Raw genomic sequence first — 19,594 nt, 5'->3', positions numbered from 1 at the left:
CCCACCAGGACCCCCAAGCTGGACGAAGCAGACGAGTAAGTTGAGAGTTCCGTCAACCGCAAGTCGCGTCAACCGACTAACGTCGGAGCCATGGACGCACCGATCGCCACGGTCACGGTCTATCCGCAGAACGCGCGCGTCACCCGTCGTTGTCAAGTCACTCCGGCCGACGGGTCCCGCGTAGAGATCACGGGTCTCCCCCTGTCGCTCGACGCTGCTTCGGTGCGCGTCAGCGGCGCGGGCGACGCGTTGGTCACTGGCGTCGACGTCGCGTACGCGCAGCACGCCGCTCCCGCAGACCCGACGCTGCGCGCGCTCGTGGAGCAGCGACGCGCGGACCAAGCGACTGTCGACGAGGTTGCAGACGACGAGAGCGCTGCTGCGGCGCGCGTCGACCTGTTGACCGGAGTCTCGCGACGCAGCGGAGCAAGCTTCGCGAAGGCGTTGGCTGGCGGTGACGCCGAACCGGGACGCGTCCAGGAAGTGAGCGAAGCGCTTAGTACGCAGTTAGCGGTGGCGCTCAAGGAACGTCGCGCGCTCGGCACGAGGCTAGAACGGCTGCGCGAAGACCTCGCCGCGCTCGACCGGCAGATCGAAACTCGCAGCGCACAGTCCGAACAGGACAGTTCGACGATCACCGTGGAGCTGGAATCCCCGGCCACCGCCGAAATCGAACTGTCCTATGTGGTCCCCGGCGCGCGCTGGGAACCCGGATATGACGTCCGCGTACGCGGCGCCGACGTCACGGTCACCTCGTACGGGCTCGTAAGCCAGCACACCGGCGAGGACTGGCCGGAGTGCGAGCTGACGCTGTCGACCGCCCGCCCGGCGAACACCGTCGTGATCCCGGAACTCCAGCCCTGGTACCTGGATCGGCAGCAGCCTCCGCCACCCCAGCCGCGAGCTGCGATGGCGGCCCCTGCGATGGCGTACGGCGGCGCAGCAGGAGCCGGTCGAGACGGCTTCGCCGCACACCTCTCCGCAGTGGAGCAAGGCACCACCGCAGTCACCTACCGCCCAGCGCGCCCGGTCGCGATCCCGTCCGGCGCGCAAGGCCATCGGACGACGCTCGCGCAACTGGACCTCACGGCCGAACTCGACTACGTAACCGCGCCGACGCAGGCCGCGGAGGCCTACCTGCGCGCGAAGGTGGTCAACACCGCCGAGCACACGCTTCGCGCCGGTCGCGCCGCAGTGTTCCACGAGGCCGAATTCGTCGGCAGCACGCAACTGGAGCTGTGGGCTCCCGGCGAGGAACTCGAACTCGCGCTGGGCGTCGACGACCGGATCCGCATCGAACGCGAACTGGTCAAGCGCAGTGCCAGCAAGGCGACGTTCTCCACGCAACGCCGCCGCGAAGCCGACTACCTGACGACGGTGACCAACCACAGCCCCCGCGAAGCCGTGGTGGCCGTGCTCGACCAGGCACCGGTCTCCCGGGACGACTCGATCACCGTGCGAGACCTGCGGCTCAGCCCGGAACCGGTCGAGCGCACCGAACTGGGCCAGTTCACCTGGCGGCTCACGATCGCGCCCGGGGCGTCCGCGACGGTCTCGCTCGGCTACCGGGTGGACGTCGCGAAGGGCGTCGAACTCAGCGGCTGGCGCGAGTGAGGCGTCAGCCCTGTGCGATGTAGGCCTCGAGCTGTTCCTGGCTCTGTTCCAGCTGCTCCATCCGGATCTTCACCACGTCGCCGATGCTCACGATCCCGGCGAGGCGCCCGCCGTCGAGCACCGGCACGTGCCGGATCCGCCGTTCGGTCATCACCACGCTGAGCTGGTCCACCGGATCGTCCGGGGTGCAGCTGGCGACCATGGTGGTCATGATGTCCGCGACCGGCCCCTGCAGGACCGAAGGCCCGTGGTCGTTGAGCTTGCGCACGACGTCGCGTTCGGACACGATCCCGGCGATCCCGCCTTCGGCGTCCACCACGACCATCGCGCCGACGTTGTGCCGGGCGAGCCCCGCCAGCAGCTCGGCGACTGTGGTACCCGGCGACACAGTGGCGACCGTCGCGCCCTTGCGCTGAAGCAAATCCGCAATCCGCATGGCGATGCCCTCTCCTCGGTGAGTCGGGTCACCTCAGGTTAGGGCCCCGCTGCCGTGTGCGAAAGTCCGGCGGGATGCGTCCGTTCGTGGTAACGCGCTCATCCGTCGAACACCCGGCGCAACCGGGCGAGCCCGGGTCCGATCCGGTCAGTCGCGATCGCGCCGTAGCCGAACAGCAGTCCGTGCCGCCGCGCCGCCACGGAGAAATCGCCGAGCGAGAACAGCCGGACGCCCGCCCCGGTCGCCTTCCGCGCGAAACCGCGCAGGTCCCGGTCCGCCGACGCGCTCAGGTGCAGACCGGCCGACGCGGGCACCGGCTCCAGGACGTCGCCGAATTCCGCCCGGAGGCCGTCCACGAGAAGGTCGTGCCGGGCGCGGTAGATGCCGCGCATCCGGCGGACGTGCCGGGCGAACCCGCCTTCGGCGATGAACGCCGCGACCACTGCCTGCTCGATGCCCGGGGAATGCCAGTCGGCGAGGTATTTCGCCTTCACGATCGCCTCCGCCAACGCGGGCGGCGCGGCGAGGAAACCCAGCCGCAGCGCGGGCGACAGGACCTTCGAGAACGAGCCGACGTAGACCACCCGGCCGTGCGAATCCAAGCTGTGCAACGGTTCCAGCGGACGCCCGGAGTAGCGGAACTCGGTGTCGTAATCGTCCTCGACCACCACGGCCCCGTTGTCCTCAGCCCAATCCAGCAGCGCTCGCCGGCGAGACGGCGACATCGCGACCCCGAGCGGGTACTGGTGCGACGGCGTGACGTGCACCAGCCGAGTGCCCGGTGGAATCGCTTCGACCACGATGCCCTCGTCGTCCACCGGAACCGGCGCGACGCGGACTCCGAGCGTGCCCAGCAGCAGGCGCGGCGGCGGGTAACCGGGATCCTCGACCGCGGCCAGGTCGCCGGGCCGCAGCAGGACCCGGGCGACGAGGTCGATCGTCTGCTGCGCGCCCGAGGTGATCACGAGATGGTCGGGGCGCACGCGAACATTTCGGGACACCGCGAGGTGCCGTGCGAGCTCGGTGCGCAGCCGGGGATCGCCTTGCGGTTCGCCGTAAGTCATCAGCTCCGCGCGGGTAGCGCGCAACGACTGGGTCATCAGCCGACGCCAGGTGTCGAACGGAAACAGCCGCACATCCGGGACTCCGGCACGGAAATCGAACTCCGGCGGGTCGGTGAACGCTCTCGGCGGCGTGGGTACGTCTGTCCACTCTGGACGTGGCTGGACGTCCTCAGCGAGCCCGGTCGGTTCGACAGGACGCGGCGCGGCGCCGGCGCGCACGTAAGTACCGGCTCCGACCCGGCCGGTCAGGAATCCTTCCGCGGTGAGGCGTTCGTACGCCGCGGTGACGGTGGTGCGCGAAACGGCCAGCTGGTGCGCCAGTTCCCGGGTCGGCGGCAGCGCGTCGCCGTCGCGGAGCCGCCCGTCGAGCACCGCTTCGCGGATCTGGCGGTAGATCTCGTCGCGGTGGCCGCGGGTGCCGGACAGGTCCAGGTGCAGGTCCACGCGTCCAGCCTAGATTGGTCCACCGCAGTTGGCTCCACTTTGGCTCTCTTCCTGGACCGATCTGGCGGTTAGCGTGAGCTCATGACCACGTTCGACCTCGACCGGCAGTCCCTTCTCGTCCTCGACCCGATCGTCGCGAAGGCCACCGCGGCGGATCTCGACCGGCCCACGCCGTGCGCCGGCTGGACGCTCGCCGATCTGCTCCGCCACCAAGTCAGCGAAAACCGCGCCTTCGCCGAAGCAGCGCGCAACGGCTCCGCGAAGGACTGGGACAGCGGTCAGCTTGGCGAAGACCCGTACGCCGCGTACGCGGCTTCAGTGACCGACTACCTCGCCGCGTATGGCGAAGCCGACGTCGCGGAACGCCAGATCGCCATCAACACCTTCGGCACCTTCCCCGGCACAGTCGCGACCGCGATGCACCTCGTCGACACCGTCGCGCACGGCTGGGACCTGGCCAAGACCCTCGACGTCGCGTACGACCCGGTGCCGGAGGCGGTGCACGCCGCCCTGCAGTTCGCGCTGATGATCCCGACCGACCCGAAGGAACGCGTCGAGCGCGGAACCTTCGCGCCGGTAGTGCCGGTCAGCACCGACGAAAGCGAACTCGACCAGTTCCTCGGCTTGCTGGGCCGCGACCCGGAATGGCGGGTCAGCTGACCTTGTCCGCCGGAGCCGACCAGGTGTCGCAGGCGGACGGGCCGGCTCCGGTGTAGCCCGCCTTCGCCCAGGCCAGCTGGTTCGCGCGGGTGCCGTGGTCGCCGCTGTCGTCGGCGCGGCCGTAGTCGGCGACGGCGGCGTTCGCGGTGGCCCGGCTGATCGACCCGCGGTCCGCCGCGGCGTTGAGGAACAGCGCGCCGAAACAGTTGGCCTGCAGCTCGATCCGGCGCACGACGGCCTTGTCCGCGTCGCTGGTCGGCTCCGGCGAACCCATCTCCGCGCTCGCCGCGTCGAGGATGCCGCTCTCGCGCTGGACGTGGTGGCCGTACTCGTGCGCGAGCGTCGCCAGGTGCCGGGCCCGGCTCAGCCCGGCGTCCGACAGCATCCAGTCGGTGGGCGCGTAGATCGTGGCGTCGCCGCCGCAGTAATACGCGACCGCTTCGTCGCGGGACGGCGCGTTGCCGCAGGCGCTGGTCTTCGGCAGCGTGACCGACACCTTGACCGGCAGGTTCGGCTCGTCCGCTTTGTCCAGCGCGGGCTGCCACGCCTGTTTCAGGCAGCCGACCAGCGCGGTGTAGAAGGTCTTGAGCTGCTCCGCGTCCCGGCTCAGATCCGGCAGATCGCACGACACCCGGCCGAGCGCGACGCCCTCGGCCAGCAACGGATTGCCGCTGAGCTTGCGCACCGGTTTGGCGTCCTGGCGGTCCGGCATCGCGTCGGAGTCCGGGGCCGCGATCGCGTGTCCGGACACCTCGTGCGGCACCACGGCCATCAAGGCGAGCGTGACCGCGACGATCGCCACCGCGGCGACGGCGCCCAGCGCTTTGCCCGCCTTCCGGCGCGGCGGAGCCTGCACTGGCGGCGGAGGCCACGGGCCCCCGGCGTAATACGTCATTCCTCCCCCTCCCGACCAGCATACGGAGACCGCGAGCCGCCCTGGATCACGAAACGGGAACGCCGGGCTCCTGGCCTGATCCGCGACAGGCAGCGAGACTGGACGCTATGACTGTCGAAGATCCGTACCTGTGGCTGGAAGACGTGACGGGCGACGAGGCGCTCGAATGGGTCCGTTCGCGCAACGCGGAGACGCTGGACGTGCTCACCGCGAGCGAGAGGTTCGGGCAGCTGCGGGACTCGATCCGCGAGGTGCTCGACGCGGGCGGCCGGATCCCGTACGTCGCGCGCCGGGGGACGCGCTACTACAACTTCTGGCAGGACGCCGAGCACCCGCGCGGGCTGTGGCGACGCACCACGCTGGAGCAGTACCGCACCGGCGAACCGGACTGGGAGATCCTGCTCGACGTCGACGCGCTCGCCGCGGCCGAGGACGAGAACTGGGTCTGGAAGGGCGCCGCGGTGCTGCGTCCAGGGCACCGGCTCGGCCTGGTCCAGCTCTCGCGCGGCGGCGCGGACGCGACCGTCGTCCGCGAGTTCGACCTCGACGCGCACGAGTTCGTGGCGGACGGCTACACCCTGCCCGAGGCGAAGCACCGGATCGGGTGGATCGACGCCGACCGGGTGTACATCGGAACCGACTTCGGCCCGGGCTCGCTGACCACGTCGGGCTATCCGCGGCTGGTGAAGGAATGGCGGCGCGGCACCCCGCTCGAAGACGCGGTGCTCGTCGCCGAGGGCAAGCCGGACGACGTCGCGGTGATGGCGGTCCACGACCCGACCGAGGGCTTCCAACGCGATTTCGTGCGCCGCGCGATCGACTTCTACCGCACCGAGTACTTCGAGCGGACTCCGTCCGGATTGACCAAACTGGACCTGCCCGAGGACGTCGAGGTGTCCACGCACCGCGAATGGCTGCTCGTGCACCCGCGCAGCGCGTGGACCGTCGGCGGCGCCGAGCATCCGGCGGGCACGCTGCTCGCGATCAACTACGACGCGTTCAAGTCGGGCGACCGTGACTTCACCGCGCTGTTCACCCCGGACGCGCACACGTCGCTGGACTACTACACGTGGACCCGCAACCATCTCCTGCTCGCGACGCTGCACGACGTCAAGTCGGAGCTGCGCGTGCTGACGCCGGGCCCAGACGGCTGGGCCGAGGCGGAACTGGGCGGTGCGCCGGAATTCGGCAGCGCGCAGATCGTCGACACCGAACCGGACGTCGACGACGAATATCTGGTGGATTCCTCCAGCTACGTCCAGCCGTCCACGCTCACCCGCGGCGTCGTCGGCGGCGTCGTCGAGGTGCTGAAGCAGGCGCCGGAGTTCTTCGACGCGACCGGGATGGAGGTCAGCCAGTACTTCGCGACGTCGGACGACGGCACGAGGATCCCGTACTTCGTGGTCCGCCCGCCGGGCGCAGAAAACGGCCCCACGCTGCTGTACGGCTACGGCGGTTTCGAGGTTTCGCTGACCCCGTCGTACGGCGGGGTCGTCGGCCGGTCCTGGCTGTCGCGCGGCGGCACGTACGTGGTCGCGAACATCCGCGGCGGCGGCGAGTACGGCCCGGAATGGCACATGCAGGCGGTGAAGGAGAACCGGCACAAGGCGTACGAGGACTTCGCCGCGGTCGCGCGCGATCTCGTCGCACGGGGCATCACGACGAAGGAACGGCTCGGCATCCAAGGCGGCAGCAACGGCGGACTGCTGATGGGCGTCATGCTCACCCGCTACCCGGAGCTGTTCAGCGCGATCGTGTGCCAGGTGCCGTTGCTCGACATGAAGCGCTACCACCTGTTGCCGGCCGGGGCCTCGTGGATGGCCGAATGGGGCGACCCGGACGTCCCGGAAGAGTGGGAGTACATCTCGAAATACTCGCCGTACCACAACGTTTCGGCGGACGTCGGCTATCCGCCGATCCTCTTCGTGACCTCGACGCGCGACGACCGCGTGCACCCCGGGCACGCGCGCAAGATGGTCGCCCGGATGCGCGAGCAGGGCCACGACGTGGAGTACTTCGAGAACATCGAAGGCGGCCACGGAGCGGCGGCGGACAACGAACAGCTCGCGTTCCGTTCGGCGGTCGCGTACGAATTCCTCTGGTCGAAGCTTTCCTAGACCAGTCCCCGGGGCCGCGCCCGCACGCGCGGCCCCGGGCGTACCGACGGTCCTCTGTGGACATCCGCAAGCGCTCGTTCGAACTGAGCCCAGGCGTCGGTGACGAACGCGAGCCACGGCGTACCGAGCCGCCGCAACGCGCGTCCGTGGCCGACTAGTACGCCGCCAGTTTCCAGCACCGCCTTGGCTCGCCACTTCACCGAGGCCGCGATTCTCTGCCGCCGCAACCGGTCCACGTGATAGCCGAGCCGCCGTTCCAGCCCGGCGAACACGCGCGCGGCAACCTCCACAGTGACCGGATCGCGGGTGCCATCTCGCAACGCACGGTAGTAGCCGAGCGCGAGAACGTCGGAGATCAGCTGGCTCATCACATCGCTTCTCCCCGGTTTGCTCGCGGTTTCGAGCAACCGGGCAACCAGCTGTTGGTCTTCCGCGGTCAGCTCGTCCGGCGCCTGCCGGAACCGCCGGACGCTGCGCGCCACCACTGGATCCAGCCGCACCCCGCTCCCCCACACCGGCTGCGGCCGGACCTTCCGCCGCCGCGCTTCCGCCTCGAACACCGCACTCCAGTCCACGCGGTCATGCTGCCGCCTGGATGTGCCGTTGCGGAGTGGAGGTTGTGGAGATTCGGTGGAGCTACGGGACGTACAACGCGGCGGCGGCCCAGTCGAACACTTTCGGGTCGCCCAGACCGGATTCGGTGAGCCAGCGGGCCGCCTGATGGGCAGCGTCCTCGCTCTCGATCAGCCCGTGCCGTCCGGACACAACGCCGGTGGCCGCACGGACGTCGTCGACCAGGCCGTCGAGGCAGCGCCAGGTGTGCCAGAGTCCGCCGTCGTACCCGACCAACTCGAAGCCGAGCAACTCGCCGGACGTGCTCGCGCCTTCCTCGATCCGCCCGACAACGGCGCTGGTCTCGCGAGTCCAGCCGTCCGCGATGATTTCGCGGACGATCGGCTCGGCTTCGTCCGGCACGAAGCCCACTTCGAGCACGTCAAGCCCGGTTTGCCGAGCGAGGGCGAGATCGCGGAACCAGTCGTCGTGCACCTCGGCGACGCACTCGCTGATCGACACGAGTTCGCTGGTCCGCCGCACAGCGCGGTAGCCCGCCGAAACAAGAGTCACGATCGCTAGTTTCCTCCCCGGTTCGCCCAGATCGTCCGCCGGATCCAGTCGGCGTACGCAGGCACGCTGCTGTACAGCCCCGGACCGCCCGCACAAGCCGAACGCGCGGTGCCCGGCCCGGATGTCACCCCGACCAGTTCCCACCGCCCACCCGCTCCACGCCGGACCTGCGGACCGCCGGAGTCGCCGATGCACGCCATCGCTTCCGGCCTAGGGCTGACCGTGCACAACCGCGTCCGACCCGCATAACCTGGGCCGCATTCGGATTCCGCGCCGCGTCGAACGTCCAGTTCCTGCAATCGTTCCGGGAACCGGGCCTTCGTGAAGTCGTACGTGTCCACGGTGGTGCCGAACCCGAGCAGCCGCGTCGGCGTACCGGGCGCACCCGGCCGGGACGCCAGCCGGATCGGCTTCTCGGCGACAGGACGGTCCAGCTTGATCAACGCGACGTCGTTGCGATTGAAGGGAATGGTCTCGCTCTGCAACGCGTAGCCCGGATGCGTGATCACCTGCGTGATCCGCCGGACGGTCCCGCCGGAATGCTGCCGCTCGCTGCCGATCCGGACGGTCCCGTCCGGCGTTACGAGGTTCGAGTCCACGCAGTGCCCCGCGGTCACCACCCACTGCGGGTCGATCAGCGAAGCACCGCACACACCGCGGTCGCCGGTCTGGCTGACTGTCTCCGGTATTGACGCCATGAACGGGTAGCGCTGCGTCGAATCGCCGCCCTTCACGATCGCCTCGGCAGTGCCGGTCGAGAACAAGGCGGTGCACACCGCGGCGGCCATCGTCACGGCGACCGCCCGGCGGCCAGCAGACTTGATCACGGAGAAGTCCTTTCGTTCGCTTCCCGGTCAGCCTGCCCGGCCAAGATCATCCGGACCATGCGGACAGCCGGTCTCTCCGCGGTAGGGCCTGCCCCCACGCTTGTCTCTGTACCTACTAGTATGTACGCTGAGCTCATGTCCACCAGAGACCAGCTCATCGCGAGCACCCAGGACCTGTTGTGGGAGCGGGGGTACGTCGGCACCAGCCCGAAGGCGATCCAGCAGCGCGCCGGGGCCGGGCAGGGCAGCATGTACCACCACTTCACCGGCAAGGCGGACCTGGCGCTCGCCGCGATCCGGCAGAACGCCGACGATCTGCGCGCCTCCGCCGAGGCCGCGTTCGCCCAGGGCACGACCGCGGTCGAACGCGTCTCCGCCTACCTGCTGCGCGAACGAGACGTCCTGCGCGGCTGCCCGGTCGGCCGGCTGGCGCTGGATCCCGAGATCGTCACGAACCCGGAATTGCGCGCACCGCTGGAAGAAACGTTCGACTGGCTCCGCGGCCGTCTCGCCGAAGTGCTCGCCGAGGGCGCCGCGAACGGCGAACTGCCCAGCGATCTCGACCCAGCCGCGACGGCAACCACACTGGTCGCGGTGCTGCAAGGCGGGTACGTCCTGGCCCGATCATCCGGCACAGTGGAGCCGTTCGACCAGGCAATCCGCGGCGCACTTGCCCTCCTCGGCCGGCGGTGACGCCGATGTACGCGATGCAGTACGAGATCGACCTGCCCGCCGGATACGACATCGAGCACCGAGTCGCCACCCGAGGCCATCGCACCGACGCCTTCCCTGGACTGGGACTCAAGGCATATCTGGTACGCGACAACAAGTACGCGCCGTTCTACCTCTGGACCGACACCGGCGGAATGAGCCAATTCCTCTGGGGCGGCGGCGGATTCGACGGCATAGTCCAGGATTTCGGCCGACCGCCGGTGCAGCACTGGACCGGCGCAAGCTGCCTGCCTGGTCCGGCGCGGGCAACCTCCCCGAACTTCGCGACCAAACGCGTACGCCCGCTGGCGCCCTCTGGCGGAATCGAACGCGAACTAGCCGAACTCGCGCAGCTGTCCCACAACCCGGCCGTGCACACCACCGCACTGGCCATCGACCCACGTCGCTGGGAAGCCGTGCGCTTCACCCTCTGGACCACCGCCCCGACCGAGGACGCCGACGTCTGCTACCGAGTGCTTCACCTGTCCCAACCAAATCTCGACCAGCTGAGCTGAAAGGTCACCCCATGCCGCTCGTCCGCATCGACGTGCTGTCCGCACCCAACGCCGACCGCCTCCCCGCCATCGGCGAAGCCGTGCACCAGGCGATGACCGAAACCATCGACGTCCCCGTCGACGACCGGTTCCAGATCCTGAACAGCCACGCCGCCGACCGCTTGCGCTACGACCCCGACTACTTCGGCGTCCACCGCGACGACGACATCGTGTACATCGCCATCACGTTGCGCGCCGGGCGCACGAACGACCAGAAAACCGCGCTGTACCGGCGAGCGACGGAACTCATCGCCGAGTCGACGGGGATCGAGCCGAGGAATGTGTTCTTCAGCCTGACGGAAAACCACGAGGTGGACTGGTCGTTCGGCGAGGGGGTCGCGCAGATGCTGCCGTCAGCGCCCTGAAAGCGGTGGCCTGATCAAGCATTCTCGGTCCAGTAACGCTGAACCCTGGCCACCGCCTCGTCCTTGCTCATCCCGGCCACCTCGGACTCTTCGAGCCCCACGCGCCGGAGCAGCAGGTACACCAGATCGGCGGGCAGGGCCTCGGCTGGTGGCTGAGGTGTCCCGCGAGCCGGTTTGACGCCGTCCTGCACGCAGGACCAGAAAACTGGTTCCCCGACATCAAGCTGGTCGCGGAGAATGTGCTTCCACAGGCCCGGTCCGTAACCGCTGCGGTCCACCGGACGCGAGACTCGGGTACGCAGAATCCGGCCGTCGACAAGATCTAGTTCGTACGTGACGTGATGCGTACCCGTTCGCCCGCGAGCGTCGCGCACTCTGCGCCATTCTTCGACCTTGCAGAACGTCTCGTGGTCGTCGCGGGTCGGCTGGGGCCAGGAAGTCATTGCGCGGCACCGACAAGCCAGTCGCGCAGCTGCGCGTCGTCGCTGAAGCTGATCAGCTGCACCAGCCCCCAGTTGTCCCGGTGGTTCGGAGCGTTCAGCAAACGCTCCTGCCAATCCTGCGCGTACTCCCGCAGGGCGTCGACCATTTCGTCGACCGCCTCGTCGAACGACGCGCCGTCCGCGGACACCGGCAGCCCCGGGATGAACACCGACCAGCCGCCGGCTTCGGGGACGACTTGAGCGTGCGACGGAACGACCGCCGCGAGGACGTGGCGCAGGCGCACGACATCCACCACGGCGGTCGTCGCGGAATCGCGCCGAACTGTCGCGACGAGCCCTTTCTCAGCGGCGTCCAGCAAATCCTTCAAATGTGCACGCGCATCGGTGTAGGTGTCGTAGTGCACTGCGGACATGTCAGCCTCCCAGGCGGTCCCCACCAGCATGCCTCCCGGAAGCAAGTACGTCAAGTACGTGACGTACTTGAGAGGTCAGCGCAGCTGTCAGCAGACGAAAATCGGGGCTGGGGCAGCACCTGCTGCCCCAGCCCCGACCAGTCGTTCAGCTGGCGAAGAAACGCTTAGCTGCAGCCGGAAGTAGCTCCGCAGCCCTCGCAGGCGTAGCACGATCCGGCGGGCCGCATTTTCGTTCCGCAGGTCATGCAGAGCGGGGCGTCGGCGGCCTTGCCTAGGTGCAGTTCCATCAGTTCGGCCGTGCTGTGCGCGTCACGCGACGAAGTGTCCGTTGTGGACTCTTCCGCACGGGCGGGCGACGAATCCACGCTGCTGCGCAGCGCCTCGATCTCGAGGTTCTGCCCGCCGTAGTTCGCCTCGACCTCCGCGGAGCGTTCGTCCGCGGTGAAAATGCCCAGCTGGGCCCGCTTTTCGTACGGCAGGTAGTCGAGTGCCAAGCGGCGGAACAGGTAGTCCATGACGCTCGTGGCGATCCGGATGTCCGGGTCGTCGGTCATGCCCGCCGGTTCGAAGCGCAGGTTGGAGAACTTCGAGACGTAGAACTCGAGCGGGATGCCGTGCTGCAGGCCGACCGAGATCGACATCGAGAAGGCGTCCATCACGCCGGACAGGGTGGAGCCCTGCTTGCCCAGCTTCACGAAGATCTCGCCGAGACCGTCGTCCGGGTACGAACCCGCGTGCAGGTAGCCCTCGGCGCCGCCGACGGTGAACGACACCGTCTGGCTCGGGCGCTTCTTCGGCAGGCGGCGGCGCACCGGGCGGTATTCGACGACCTTCTCCGGCTCGGTCTCGGCCGCGGCTTCCTTCTTCTTGCCCGTGGACAGCGGCTGGCCGACCTTGCAGTTGTCGCGGTAGATCGCGAGCGCCTTGAGACCGAGTTTCCAGCCCTGGAAGTAAATCTCCTCGACGTCCTCGACCGTCGCGGACTCCGGCATGTTGACCGTCTTCGAGATCGCGCCCGAGATGAACGGCTGCACCGCGGCCATCATCCGCACGTGGCCCATCGGCGCGATGGACCGGTCGCCGACCGCGCAGTCGAACACCTCGTAGTGCTCGGGGCGCAGGCCCGGCGCGTCGACCACGTGGCCGTGCTCCGCGACGTACTCGACGATCGCCTCGACCTGCTCAGCCTGGTAGCCCAGCACCTGCAGGGCGCGCGGCACGGTCTGGTTCACGATCTGCATGGACCCGCCGCCGACGAGCTTCTTGAACTTCACCAGCGAGAAGTCCGGCTCGATGCCGGTGGTGTCGCAGTCCATCATGAAGCCGATGGTGCCGGTGGGCGCGAGCACCGAAGCCTGCGCGTTGCGCCAGCCGTCGCGAGTGCCGAGCTCGATGCCCTGCTTCCATTCCTGCGACGCGAGAGCGCGAACTGCCGCGTCGTTGCTGTGATAGGTGCGGACAAGCTCGTTGGCCGCGGCGTGCTTGCGCATGACGCGCTGGTGCGCCTCGGCGTTGCGGGCGTAGCCCTCGTACGGTCCGACGACGCTGGCCAACTCGGCCGAGCGACGGTAGGACACGCCGGTCATCAGGGACGTGATCGCCGCGGCGAGCGCGCGGCCGCCCTCGGAGTCGTACGCGTGGCCCAGCGCCATCAGCAGCGCGCCGAGGTTGGCGTAGCCGATGCCGAGCTGACGGAACTTGCGCGTGGTGTCGGCGATCGGCTCGGTCGGGAAGTCGGCGAAGCAGATCGAGACGTCCATCGCGGTGATGACGAACTCGACGGCCTTCGCGAACAGCGGCGCGTCGAACGTGCCCTCTTCGGACACGAACTTCAGCAGGTTGAGCGACGCGAGGTTGCAGCTCGAGTTGTCGAGGTGCATGTACTCGCTGCACGGGTTGGACGCGGTGATCCGGCCCGATTCGGGGCAGGTGTGCCAGTCGTTGATCGTGCTGTCGTACTGGATGCCCGGGTCGGCGCATTCCCACGCCGCTTGAGCCATGCCGCGGAACAGCTTCTTCCCGTCGGTGCGGTCGATGACCTCGCCGGTGAGCCGGGCGCGCAGGCCGAAGTCCGTGCCGTTCTCGACGGCGTGCATGAACTCGTCGGAGACGCGGACCGAGTTGTTCGCGTTCTGGTACTGCACCGAGGAGATGTCGGAGCCGGAGAGGTCCATGTCGAACCCGGCGTCGCGGAGGACCTTGATTTTTTCCTCTTCGCGCGCCTTGGTCTGGATGAACTCCTCGATGTCCGGGTGGTCGACGTCGAGCACGACCATCTTCGCCGCGCGCCGAGTGGCCCCGCCGGACTTGATGGTGCCCGCGGACGCGTCGGCGCCGCGCATGAACGAGACCGGGCCGGACGCGGTGCCGCCGGAGGTGAGCAGTTCCTTCGAGGACCGGATCCGCGAGAGGTTGAGGCCCGCGCCGGAACCGCCCTTGAAGATCAGGCCTTCCTCGCGGTACCAGTTGAGGATCGACTCCATCGTGTCGTCGACGGCGAGGATGAAGCAGGCGGACACCTGCTGCTTCGAGGACGTGCCGACGTTGAACCACACCGGGGAGTTGAAGCTGAAGACCTGGTGCAGCAGCATCCAGGTGAGCTCGTGCTCGAAGATCTCGAGGTCGGACGGACCGGCGAAGTAGTCGTGCTCGGCGGCGGCCTTCACGTAGGTGCGCACCACGCGGTCGATGAGCTGCTTGAGGCTGCTCTCGCGCTGCGGGCTGCCGACCGCGCCGCGGAAGTACTTGCTGGTGACGATGTTGGTGGCGTTGACCGACCAGAACCCGGGGAATTCGACCCCGCGCTGCTCGAAGTTGACGCTGCCGTCGCGCCAGTTCGTCATGACGACGTCGCGGGTCTCCCACGCGACCTCGTCGTAGGGGTGGGTCCCCTCGGTGGTGAAGACCCGCCGGACGGTGAGGCCCTTGTTCGGCTTCTTGTTCTGTCCGGCCGCCGCGCCGGTTCCCACGGTTTCGGTCATGCGGTCCTGTCCCTCGCTCCCCGCGACCCGGTGACGGCTCAGTCGTCGCCGGCGCGCTCGCCTTCCTGGTCCTCCGCAGTTCCCGCCATGGCTTTCCGCAGGTCCGAGATCTCCTTCTCGAAGTCCTCGACCGAGGAGAAGGAGCGGTAGACGCTGGCGAACCGGAGATACGCGACGCCGTCCAGTTCCCGCAGCGGGCCGAGGATGGCGAGGCCGACCTCGTGGCTGGGGATCTCGGCCAGTCCGGCGGAACGGATCGACTCCTCCACGCGCTGCGCGAGCTTCTGCAGCGCGTCGTCGTCGACCGGACGGCCCTGACAGGCCCTCCGCACGCCGTTGACCACCTTGTCCCGGCTGAACTGCTCGGTGGCGCCGGACCGTTTGACCACGGCCAGCACCATCGTCTCCGACGTGGTGAAACGCCGACCGCACTCGGCGCACGAACGCCGCCGCCGGATCGCCTGTCCCTCGTCCACCTCTCGGGAGTCGACGACCCGAGAGTCCGCATGCCGGCAGAACGGGCACCTCATCCGCCGATCACCTTCCCCTCCGCGCCGGTCGATTCCTGTCTCAACCGGCCCCTGCCGCCACGCTACGGCCTGGACCGCGGTCACCGCGCGCGACCCCGCGCCTGGTGATCGACTTGTGGACACCCGGTGGGCAACTGCCGGCCGGCTGTGGACAACTGCCGCCAGTCTACCCCTACCTGTGGACCAACTACAGCGGTGTAACTACTAGATATAGGGGTAGACCATAGATCGCCTCCGGGGCGGGCGCAAGAAACCCGAGAGGGTGAAAGTCCGGTTGCGCAAGATGCGACCGGGTGGTTTCCGACAGTCATCATCCGGCAGAAGCCGATCCTTCGCCCGCTTCCCCCGCCGAACCGTTGCCGGACCAGGCGACCGGCACGGTGAGCGGCATGCCGGGCAGCAGCGCGGTGTCGTCGAGGTTGTTGAGCTCCTTGATGCGTTCGACGACCGCGCTCTGGTCGGCGTTCGGCGCGAACCGAGCGGCGAGGGCGCCGAGCGAATCACCGGGCTGCACCGAAACGGACGCGGTCCGCGACGGCACCGGACCGCTGGACACGCCCGAGCCGAAGACGCCGAGCCCGGTGACGATCAGGCAGGCCGCGAAGGCGATCGCGAACAGCCACGGCCACCGCACCGCCGGCCGGGTCGCGGTCTGGCAGGCCACGCCGCCGCGCCGTCCGGCGACGACCCGCGCCCGGGACTGCGGCCGCAACGGCTCGCCGCGCCGCTCGCGCGCGGTGCGACCGGGGTTGGCCGGGACGGCGGCGGGAATGTGCCGGACCGCGGTGCGGCCGCGAACCTCGCGGACAGGCGCTTCTTCGGTTTCGACGGCCGACGGGGTCGACGTCTGGAATCCGGCTCGCTCAGCGAACCGAGCCGCAGCGCGACCGCGCGCCTCACGGGGCTTGCGGGCAGGAGCTTCTTCAGTTTCGACGGCCGACCGGGCCGACGTCTGGAATCCGGCTCGCTCAGCGAACCGAGCCGCAGCGCGACCGCGCGCCTCACGCGGCTTGCGGGCAGGAGCTTCTTCAGTTTCGACGGCCGACCGGGTCGACGTCTGGAATCCGGCTCGCTCAGCGGACCGGACCGCGGTGGCGGAGCGCAGCTCGGCTGCGGTTGCCCGCGCGCCTCGCTCGATCGAGAGCGAGAACCTGGAAGATTCCGCGGCCGACCGCGCACCGACCCGCCCGAGAACCTCGCTCGCATCTCGCTCGAGGGGCATCGGCTCGGCCGAGGACACGAACTCAGCGGGCGCGTCCGCCGACCGCGCACCGGTGCGCCGGGAGGCACCGCCAGGCGCCGACCGTCCGGAGTCAGCCAGTTCGCCACCAGCGAGCCCAGCTTCTGCCGCCGCTTGCCAGGCGCGCCGCCGCCCGGGCTCGCCGCGCGAACCTCCCCGGGACTCGCCGCCCCGGCTCCGCCGCGAGTCGCCGCGACCCGCTTCGCCGCGAGAACCCTCGGAGGACCGGTCCGAAGCAGGGCCGCGCCGGGCACCCGTGCGGCCGCGAAGCTCCACTACCTCGCCAGAACCGCCCGCCGGGCCCGGATCAGCGCCCGTTCCGGCTTCGATCTCCTCCGGAACACCATCCTTTCGGGTGGCATCGACGCTCTTCGCGCGCCGCCGTGACCGGCGCGCCGGACCGCCGGACCTGGGCGTCCGCCGGGACGGGACAGCCCCATCCGACGCACCGCCGCCCTCGGCGGGGCAGTCGGCGGGGACGGGCCGAAGCGGGCGGACGAGCCCGCGATCTGCCAGGATCGACATGACGGAACCTCCTCGTGACCTGCGGATCCGTCCGGTCCGGGCCGTACACCTGCGCCGCAGCGGTCCAGATCGAACAGGCGTTCTATCGAACGTCCGTGCGAAGGTCTACCACCCCGCACCGACAAAATCGAGAGGACACGGCGTGTCGATCGAACAGATGTTTGAAATCGTCGCGCGCGGTGGCTAACGTCGGTGACCAGGACATCTGCCGGACCGGCTCCGGCGGGTGCCGCCGGACGGGCGTTCGCGGAAAACGCGGATCCCGGACCGGCGCACGCGGACACGCGCGGGACGCCGACAACGGCGGCCGCGGGACGGCTGGAGGCGACGCAGCGTTGGAGAAGGACACGGTGAAGGGCACCGCGGCGAAAGGGGCCAAAGCGGCCTCGCGAGGCAAGGCGTCCGCACGATCCGCGCGCGAATCCGGCCACGAGAGCACGGGGAAGGTGAGCGCCATGCCGGAGGTGTACGACGTGGACGAGACGCTGACCGTCCGCCAGCAGCAAGTGCTCGACGTCATCCGCACGTGGGTGAGCCGCTTCGGCTACCCGCCGAGCGTGCGCGAGATCGGCGAGGCGGTGGGGCTCACGTCCACGTCGTCGGTGTCGCACCAGCTGCGCGCGTTGCAGCGCAAGGGTTATCTGCGCCGTGACGCCAACCGGCCGCGCGCGGTGGGCGTGCTCTCGTCCACGGACGACAACCCGATGGGCATCGAGATGGACCAGCAGCCGTCCGTGCCGAAGGCGGCGTACGTGCCGCTGGTCGGGCGGATCGCGGCGGGCGGTCCGGTGCTCGCCGAGCAGGCCGTCGAGGACGTTTTCCCGCTGCCGCGCGAAATCGTCGGCGAGGGCGAGCTGTTCCTGTTGAGCGTCACCGGCGATTCGATGGTCGACGCGGCCATCACCGACGGCGACTGGGTCGTCGTCCGGCAGCAGCCCGCCGCGGAGAACGGGGACATCGTCGCCGCGATGATCGACGGCGAGGCGACGGTGAAGACGTTCAAACGCAAGGACGGGCACGTGTGGCTGATGCCGCACAACGACGCGTACGAGCCCATTCCCGGCGACGACGCGTCGATCCTGGGCAAGGTCGTGGCGGTTCTGCGGCGTCTCTGAGTCGTGGTTCGCTCCCCGGCCCTGAGGCCTGGGCCCCGGGGCGGGGGTGCGAGCAACGCAGGAGGCGGACTTTGCCGACGGCCGTGGTGTTGTGCCGGGTCAGGGGCAGCGCCAGGTCAGAAGCGGCGGCACGTCAGGAGACGCAGCGCGCCAGTGGCACCGGCGCGCTGGGACGGCGCTGCATCACTGGCAGCACCACGCCGAAACTGGCCCTGCGCCAGTGGCAGCGCCACGTGAGGAGTGAGCGGCAACGCGTCAATGGCAGGGCGACGCCAGGAACGGTGCCGCGCCAGCGACAGCGCCGCCTCAGGAGCGAGCGGCACCGCGCCAGTGGCAGCCGCGCGTCAGGAACGGTGCCGCGTCAGGAGCGCCATTGCGCCAGTGACAGCGCCACGCCAAGAGCGAGCAGCAACGCATCAGTGGCAGCCGCACGCCAGGAACGGTGCCGTGCCAGGAGTGACGGCGCGCCAGGAGCAGCTTGATCAGGAGCGGCGGCGTTTCCTCGCCAGCAGGAACCAGGCGGCGAGAACCACGACCGCAGCGACACCGGCAGCAGGAATGAGCGGGAAACCACCGGCGTCCTCCGCGGCTGGTTGCGGAGTGGCGGCGCCTCCTGGTTTCGGCGCGGGCGCGTTCGGAGTGACCAAAGCCGTCGCGTTTTTGACCGCGCGGATGGGTTCGCCGACGCCTTCGCTCCCGGACAGCAGCGTGCCGTCCGGTTCGAAAGCGATGGCTTCGCCCTGTTTTTCGTTCGGCAGCGGAATCCGCACGGGTTCTCGTTGCAATGCCGCCGCGACGTCGCCGTCCGGGGCCGCGTACAGATACGCGTCCGTGTAGGTCCGCAGGGCGATGATCTTGCCGTCCGCGCTGGTCGCGCCTCCGGTGATCAGCGCCGAACCGAACGAGCCGACCGGACCGCCGGGAGTGTCGGTGCTGCGGACGCGCAGCGTGCCGACCTGCTCCAGTTTCGTCGGGCCGGGAGTCGCCAGCGGAGCCGACGGTTTGTAGACCTTGGAAGTGCCCAGCAGGTCCTTGGTCACCAGGAACGGCGTGCCGGACTGGTCCAGGACAAGGGCTTCGGTGTCGTGCGGACCGTCCGGATAGGTCAGGCGATGCACGACCGCCGCGCCGCCGGACGGTTTCAGCTCCAGCAGGGCGACCGTTTCGCGTTTCGCGCGGTTGTCGCCGGTGTCGGAGAGCCAGAGAGTGCCGTCTTTGCCTCGAGCGAGGTCTTCGACGTCGTACGGATCCGTCGGATCGCTCAGGACGTCCTTGAGCTGGCATTTCCGGTCCAGAACGAAGACCTGCACCTTGGTGCCGCCGTCGTTGATGGCGTACCAATGCTCGCCGTCGGAAACCAGGCCGGACAGTTCGTTGAGGCGCTTGTCCGTGATCTGGCACAGCGTCTCCGGCGCAGGAGCAGGAGCCGCCGCAGCCGGGACAGCGCCCGCGAGCATCAGGACAGCCGTCAGTGCCAGGACGACCCGCACCAGTTCACCTCCGTAGTGCACGACCCGCGCGGGCCGTGCACTACG

19 protein-coding genes are annotated in these 19,594 nt (G+C 69.2%); 7 read left to right on the top strand and 12 right to left on the bottom strand.

Annotated features, from left to right (window positions below):
• Window positions 1-90: 90 nt before the first annotated feature.
• On the top strand, window positions 91-1,614 hold the full coding sequence (locus tag ACFORO_RS31650) for a DUF4139 domain-containing protein (RefSeq protein WP_377872679.1): 1,524 nt from the start codon (window positions 91-93) through the stop codon (window positions 1,612-1,614).
• A 4-nt stretch (window positions 1,615-1,618) separates the two neighbouring features.
• On the opposite strand, the gene ACFORO_RS31645 is transcribed toward ACFORO_RS31650, so the two are convergent.
• Both ACFORO_RS31645 and pdxR read right to left on the bottom strand, forming a co-directional pair.
• The gene (locus ACFORO_RS31645) at window positions 1,619-2,050 is read right to left on the bottom strand and encodes a CBS domain-containing protein (RefSeq protein WP_377872680.1); all 432 of its coding nucleotides are present in this window, start codon (window positions 2,048-2,050) and stop codon (window positions 1,619-1,621) included.
• Window positions 2,051-2,148: 98 nt separating this feature from the next.
• The gene (pdxR, locus tag ACFORO_RS31640; protein ID WP_377872682.1) at window positions 2,149-3,558 is read right to left on the bottom strand and encodes a MocR-like pyridoxine biosynthesis transcription factor PdxR; all 1,410 of its coding nucleotides are present in this window, start codon (window positions 3,556-3,558) and stop codon (window positions 2,149-2,151) included.
• An 81-nt stretch (window positions 3,559-3,639) separates the two neighbouring features.
• On the opposite strand from pdxR, the gene ACFORO_RS31635 reads away from it, so the two are divergent.
• On the top strand, window positions 3,640-4,218 hold the full coding sequence (locus tag ACFORO_RS31635) for a TIGR03086 family metal-binding protein (RefSeq protein ID WP_377872683.1): 579 nt from the start codon (window positions 3,640-3,642) through the stop codon (window positions 4,216-4,218).
• On the opposite strand, the gene ACFORO_RS31630 is transcribed toward ACFORO_RS31635, so the two are convergent.
• Complete coding sequence (locus ACFORO_RS31630) at window positions 4,211-5,113, bottom strand: neutral zinc metallopeptidase (protein ID WP_377872684.1); 903 nt, start codon at window positions 5,111-5,113, stop codon at window positions 4,211-4,213. The genes ACFORO_RS31635 and ACFORO_RS31630 overlap by 8 nt on opposite strands.
• Window positions 5,114-5,220: 107 nt before the next feature.
• Here ACFORO_RS31630 and ACFORO_RS31625 point away from each other — a divergent pair, with 107 nt between their 5' ends.
• Window positions 5,221-7,230 (top strand): prolyl oligopeptidase family serine peptidase, encoded by a 2,010-nt coding sequence (locus ACFORO_RS31625; protein WP_377872686.1) that lies wholly within the window; start codon window positions 5,221-5,223, stop codon window positions 7,228-7,230.
• Here ACFORO_RS31625 and ACFORO_RS31620 read toward each other — a convergent pair.
• From ACFORO_RS31620 to ACFORO_RS31610, 3 genes are all read right to left on the bottom strand, one after another.
• The gene (locus ACFORO_RS31620) at window positions 7,227-7,805 is read right to left on the bottom strand and encodes a hypothetical protein (protein WP_377872687.1); all 579 of its coding nucleotides are present in this window, start codon (window positions 7,803-7,805) and stop codon (window positions 7,227-7,229) included. The genes ACFORO_RS31625 and ACFORO_RS31620 overlap by 4 nt on opposite strands.
• A gap of 61 nt (window positions 7,806-7,866) precedes the next feature.
• Complete coding sequence (locus ACFORO_RS31615) at window positions 7,867-8,355, bottom strand: hypothetical protein (RefSeq protein WP_377872688.1); 489 nt, start codon at window positions 8,353-8,355, stop codon at window positions 7,867-7,869.
• Window positions 8,356-8,360: 5 nt separating this feature from the next.
• Window positions 8,361-9,182 (bottom strand): S1 family peptidase, encoded by an 822-nt coding sequence (locus ACFORO_RS31610; RefSeq protein ID WP_377872689.1) that lies wholly within the window; start codon window positions 9,180-9,182, stop codon window positions 8,361-8,363.
• Between the two features lie 135 nt (window positions 9,183-9,317).
• Here ACFORO_RS31610 and ACFORO_RS31605 point away from each other — a divergent pair, with 135 nt between their 5' ends.
• The 3 genes from ACFORO_RS31605 to ACFORO_RS31595 are packed head-to-tail and all read left to right on the top strand — an operon-like array spanning window position 9,318 to window position 10,812.
• The gene (locus ACFORO_RS31605; RefSeq protein ID WP_377872690.1) at window positions 9,318-9,875 is read left to right on the top strand and encodes a TetR/AcrR family transcriptional regulator; all 558 of its coding nucleotides are present in this window, start codon (window positions 9,318-9,320) and stop codon (window positions 9,873-9,875) included.
• A gap of 5 nt (window positions 9,876-9,880) precedes the next feature.
• Entirely contained in the window at window positions 9,881-10,408 is a 528-nt protein-coding gene (locus ACFORO_RS31600; protein WP_377872691.1) for a DUF4865 family protein, read from the top strand.
• Window positions 10,409-10,419: 11 nt separating this feature from the next.
• Entirely contained in the window at window positions 10,420-10,812 is a 393-nt protein-coding gene (locus ACFORO_RS31595; protein WP_354745549.1) for a tautomerase family protein, read from the top strand.
• A gap of 14 nt (window positions 10,813-10,826) precedes the next feature.
• Here ACFORO_RS31595 and ACFORO_RS31590 read toward each other — a convergent pair whose 3' ends face one another.
• The 5 genes from ACFORO_RS31590 to ACFORO_RS31570 all read right to left on the bottom strand — a co-directional run bounded on the left by ACFORO_RS31590 (window position 10,827) and on the right by ACFORO_RS31570 (window position 16,401).
• A complete protein-coding gene (locus ACFORO_RS31590; protein ID WP_377872692.1) occupies window positions 10,827-11,255 on the bottom strand; it encodes a cytotoxic translational repressor of toxin-antitoxin stability system in 429 nt (142 codons plus the stop codon).
• The gene (locus tag ACFORO_RS31585) at window positions 11,252-11,668 is read right to left on the bottom strand and encodes a prevent-host-death protein (protein ID WP_377872693.1); all 417 of its coding nucleotides are present in this window, start codon (window positions 11,666-11,668) and stop codon (window positions 11,252-11,254) included. The genes ACFORO_RS31590 and ACFORO_RS31585 overlap by 4 nt, the downstream gene beginning before the upstream one ends.
• Window positions 11,669-11,832: 164 nt before the next feature.
• Entirely contained in the window at window positions 11,833-14,649 is a 2,817-nt protein-coding gene (locus tag ACFORO_RS31580) for a vitamin B12-dependent ribonucleotide reductase (RefSeq protein WP_377872694.1), read from the bottom strand.
• Window positions 14,650-14,687: 38 nt separating this feature from the next.
• Window positions 14,688-15,179 carry a transcriptional regulator NrdR gene (nrdR, locus tag ACFORO_RS31575; RefSeq protein ID WP_037809784.1) on the bottom strand — a complete coding sequence of 164 codons (492 nt, stop codon included), beginning with the start codon at window positions 15,177-15,179 and terminating at the stop codon, window positions 14,688-14,690.
• Window positions 15,180-15,489: 310 nt separating this feature from the next.
• A complete protein-coding gene (locus tag ACFORO_RS31570) occupies window positions 15,490-16,401 on the bottom strand; it encodes a LysM peptidoglycan-binding domain-containing protein (RefSeq protein WP_377872695.1) in 912 nt (303 codons plus the stop codon).
• A gap of 998 nt (window positions 16,402-17,399) precedes the next feature.
• Between ACFORO_RS31570 and lexA the strand changes: the two genes are divergently transcribed.
• The gene (lexA, locus tag ACFORO_RS31565; RefSeq protein WP_377872802.1) at window positions 17,400-18,059 is read left to right on the top strand and encodes a transcriptional repressor LexA; all 660 of its coding nucleotides are present in this window, start codon (window positions 17,400-17,402) and stop codon (window positions 18,057-18,059) included.
• 482 nt (window positions 18,060-18,541) lie between these two features.
• Here lexA and ACFORO_RS31560 read toward each other — a convergent pair whose 3' ends face one another.
• Complete coding sequence (locus tag ACFORO_RS31560; protein WP_377872696.1) at window positions 18,542-19,549, bottom strand: hypothetical protein; 1,008 nt, start codon at window positions 19,547-19,549, stop codon at window positions 18,542-18,544.
• Window positions 19,550-19,594 lie beyond the last annotated feature (45 nt).

It is taken from the genome of Amycolatopsis halotolerans (assembly GCF_042647905.1).
Taxonomy (GTDB): Bacteria; Actinomycetota; Actinomycetes; order Mycobacteriales; family Pseudonocardiaceae; genus Amycolatopsis; species Amycolatopsis halotolerans.
This window is presented reverse-complemented; position numbering and strand designations above follow the sequence as displayed.

Excerpts from the sequence above, each read along its gene's own strand:
- ACFORO_RS31650 (WP_377872679.1), top strand. The coding sequence starts at position 91 with ATGGACGCACCGATCGCCACGGTCACGGTCTATCCGCAGAACGCGCGC.
- ACFORO_RS31645 (WP_377872680.1), bottom strand. The coding sequence starts at position 2,050 with ATGCGGATTGCGGATTTGCTTCAGCGCAAGGGCGCGACGGTCGCCACT.
- ACFORO_RS31635 (WP_377872683.1), top strand. The coding sequence starts at position 3,640 with ATGACCACGTTCGACCTCGACCGGCAGTCCCTTCTCGTCCTCGACCCG.
- ACFORO_RS31630 (WP_377872684.1), bottom strand. The coding sequence starts at position 5,113 with ATGACGTATTACGCCGGGGGCCCGTGGCCTCCGCCGCCAGTGCAGGCT.
- ACFORO_RS31625 (WP_377872686.1), top strand. The coding sequence starts at position 5,221 with ATGACTGTCGAAGATCCGTACCTGTGGCTGGAAGACGTGACGGGCGAC.
- ACFORO_RS31605 (WP_377872690.1), top strand. The coding sequence starts at position 9,318 with ATGTCCACCAGAGACCAGCTCATCGCGAGCACCCAGGACCTGTTGTGG.
- ACFORO_RS31600 (WP_377872691.1), top strand. The coding sequence starts at position 9,881 with ATGTACGCGATGCAGTACGAGATCGACCTGCCCGCCGGATACGACATC.
- ACFORO_RS31595 (WP_354745549.1), top strand. The coding sequence starts at position 10,420 with ATGCCGCTCGTCCGCATCGACGTGCTGTCCGCACCCAACGCCGACCGC.
- ACFORO_RS31590 (WP_377872692.1), bottom strand. The coding sequence starts at position 11,255 with ATGACTTCCTGGCCCCAGCCGACCCGCGACGACCACGAGACGTTCTGC.
- ACFORO_RS31585 (WP_377872693.1), bottom strand. The coding sequence starts at position 11,668 with ATGTCCGCAGTGCACTACGACACCTACACCGATGCGCGTGCACATTTG.
- ACFORO_RS31580 (WP_377872694.1), bottom strand. The coding sequence starts at position 14,649 with ATGACCGAAACCGTGGGAACCGGCGCGGCGGCCGGACAGAACAAGAAG.
- nrdR (WP_037809784.1), bottom strand. The coding sequence starts at position 15,179 with ATGAGGTGCCCGTTCTGCCGGCATGCGGACTCTCGGGTCGTCGACTCC.
- ACFORO_RS31570 (WP_377872695.1), bottom strand. The coding sequence starts at position 16,401 with ATGCCCCTCGAGCGAGATGCGAGCGAGGTTCTCGGGCGGGTCGGTGCG.
- lexA (WP_377872802.1), top strand. The coding sequence starts at position 17,400 with ATGCCGGAGGTGTACGACGTGGACGAGACGCTGACCGTCCGCCAGCAG.